At 70.0% G+C, this 2,853-nt stretch carries 3 protein-coding genes; 2 read left to right on the top strand and 1 reads right to left on the bottom strand.

Features of this window, described 5'->3' with window-relative positions:
* On the bottom strand, positions 1 to 197 hold a 197-nt coding region (locus ML01_RS30395; protein ID WP_216819296.1), incomplete at its 3' end, for a hypothetical protein.
* 39 nt (positions 198 to 236) lie between these two features.
* Here ML01_RS30395 and istA point away from each other — a divergent pair.
* Together istA and istB are read left to right on the top strand one after the other, a co-directional pair.
* Positions 237 to 1,781, top strand: coding sequence for an IS21 family transposase (gene istA / locus ML01_RS26520; protein ID WP_156428029.1), 1,545 nt, complete (start codon positions 237 to 239; stop codon positions 1,779 to 1,781).
* A gap of 34 nt (positions 1,782 to 1,815) precedes the next feature.
* Positions 1,816 to 2,565 (top strand): IS21-like element helper ATPase IstB, encoded by a 750-nt coding sequence (gene istB / locus ML01_RS26515; RefSeq protein ID WP_058558367.1) that lies wholly within the window; start codon positions 1,816 to 1,818, stop codon positions 2,563 to 2,565.
* Positions 2,566 to 2,853 lie beyond the last annotated feature (288 nt).

Raw genomic sequence — 2,853 nt, 5'->3', positions numbered from 1 at the left:
GCGTATTCCGGCCCATCGTGACCGCCGATTCCGTTTGATCGTGACCGGTCGTTCCGGGCGAACGTGACCGGCGATTCCGTTTGAACGTGACCGATTTCGGGTGTATTGCCGGAATTCGCGGTCACGCTCCCGGAAGCGCCGGTCACGATCCCGGAATCGATCGTACAGCGCTGGATTTTCGCAATTTCTTCCGGCATACCTGCCGCCCTTTTGCCATCACGAGGGGGACAGAGCGAATGCCGGGCAAGAGGAGTCCAATGCGCAAGATCACCGAAGTGTTGCGGCTGAAGTTCGCCGCGGGTCTGAGTCACGAGAAGATCGCCCGAGCCGTCGGGCTCTCGAAGGGGGCGGTCAACAAGTACGTCAGCTTGGCCGAGGCGCAGGGGCTGTCCTGGCCGCTGCCGGAGGGGCTGGACGAGGCGGCGCTGGAAGCGCGGCTGTACCCCTCGCGGGGCGGCGTGCGGGAGCGGGTCGAGCCCGACTACGGCGCCATGCACGCTGAGCTGCGGCGCAAGGGCGTGACCTTGCAGTTGCTGTGGGCCGAGTACGTTGCTGCGGTCGGCGACGGGGCGTACCGCTACAGCCAGTACTGCGAGCGCTACCGCCGCTGGGTGAAGCGCCAGAAGCGCAGCATGCGCCAAGTGCACCGTGCCGGCGAGAAGCTGTTCATCGACTACTGCGGTCCGACGGTGGCCGTACTCGACGGCGCTGGCGGGCCGGCGCGCGCCGCGCAGATCTTCGTCGCCGTGCTCGGTGCCTCCAGCTACACCTACGCCGAGGCCACCTGGACGCAGAGCCTGCCCGACTGGATCGCCTCGCACCAACGTGCGTTTGCCTTCTTCGGCGGCGTGCCCGAGCTCTTGATCCCCGACAACCTACGCTCGGGCGTGACCAAGGCCGACCGCTACGCGCCCGAGCCCAACGCCACCTACCTGGAGCTGGCGCGCCACTACGGCACCGCCATCCTGCCGGCGCGCCCCTACAAGCCCAAGGACAAAGCCAAGGCCGAGGTAGGCGTCCAGGTGGTGGAGCGCTGGATTCTGGCGCGGCTGCGCCATCAGACGTTCACCTCGTTGGCGGCGCTCAACGCGGCCATCGCCGAGCTGCTCGTCGAGCTCAACGAGCGTGCGTTTCAGAAGCTCCCCGGCTCGCGCCGCAGCCTGTTCGAGCGTCTGGAGCGCCCGGTGCTCAAGGCCCTGCCCGAGGCCCCCTACGAGCTTGCTGAGTGGCGGCGCTGCCGCGCCGGCCTGGATTACCACATCCAGGTCGGCGATTGCGCCTACAGCGTCCCGCACGCGCTGGCCGGGCAGCTCCTGGATGTGCGCCTGAGCGGCACCGGCCTTGAGGTCTTCGCGCGCGGCAAGCGCGTGGCCGCGCACCCGCGCGGCAGCGCCGGGCAGGACTGCACCCGGCCCGAGCACATGCCCAAGGCGCACCGCGAGCACCACCAATGGTCGCCGCAACGCGCGCTCGATTGGGCCACAGCGATCGGGCCGGCCACCTCGGCGCTGGTCGCGCGACAACTGCAACAGCAATTGCATCCCGAGCACGCCTACCGCGCCTGGCTCGGCCTGCGCAAGGCCGAGCGCAGCTACGGCGCCGCGCGCCTGGAGGCCGCCTGCGAGCGCGCCCTGGCGATCAACTCCCCGATCTACCGCAGCGTCGCCTCGATCCTCAAGCAAGGCCTCGACATCCAACCGCCGCTGCCCGCCCCGGGCGAGGACGCCGACGCCGCGCCGCCCGCGCACGCCAACCTGCGCGGCTCGCGTTACTACCACTGATGCCGCCCCTTCCGATCCGAACCCGGAGATTCCCATGTTGCGCAACCCCACCCTGGAGACCCTGCGCGGGCTCAAGCTCACCGGCATGGCCGAAGCCTTCGAGCAGCAGCTTGCCCAACCCCAGCTGCACGAGCTGTCCTTCGAGGACCGCCTAGCCTTGCTGGTCGAGCGCGAGCACCTCGCGCGCGACGACCGCCGGCGTACGCGCCTGCTCAAGGCCGCCACGCTGCGCCTGAACGCCTGCCTGGAGGACATCGACTACCGTCCCGCCCGCGGCCTGCAACGCGCGCGCATGGCCGCACTCGGCACCTGCGACTGGGTCCGCGGCCATCACACCCTCTGCCTGACCGGCCCCACCGGCAGCGGCAAGACCTACCTCGCTTGCGCCTTCGGCAACCAGGCCTGCCGACAGGGCCTGTCGGTGCGCTACCTGCGCCTGCCGCGGTTGCTCGAACAACTGCGCATCGCCCACGGCGACGGCAGCTATGCACGCCTCATGGGCCAGTTGGCCAAAACCGATCTGTTGATCCTCGACGATTGGGGGCTGGTCAAGCTCACCGCCGCCCAGCGCACCGACCTCCTGGAGGTCATCGAAGAGCGCCACGGCCTGCGCGCCACGCTCATCGCCAGCCAACTGCCCGTCGAGCACTGGCACGACAGCATCGGCGAGGCCACCGTGGCGGATGCCATCCTCGATCGGCTGCTGCACAACGCACATCGCCTCGCCCTGAGCGGCGAGTCCATGCGCAAGGGCACCGACCCCGCGGCGCAGCAGGCCGACTGAGCCCCGCGCCGAGCGCGTACAGCGCGACCGCCACCACCCCCCGGCTGCGACGCAGCGCCAACGCGGCGCTGGGCTCGCGGCCGGGGCGCGCACGTCCGGTCGCCCTTCGGGCTCCCTCCCGTGCGCGCCCCGGCCGCGAGCCCAGCCCAACCCCTGACATCCCCTCCGCGCCCCCCGCGCTTGACCGATCGTGACCGATCGGTTTCCAATGCAACCGCCAGCGCTGCCAGGATCGGCACACCGGTCACGATCCCCGGAACGACTGGTCACGTTCACCGGAATAGGCAA

Source organism: Thiohalocapsa sp. ML1, assembly GCF_001469165.1.
GTDB lineage: Bacteria > Pseudomonadota > Gammaproteobacteria > Chromatiales > Chromatiaceae > Thiohalocapsa.
The sequence above is the reverse complement of the archived record's forward strand: the minus strand, read 5'-3'. Positions and strand labels throughout refer to the sequence as shown.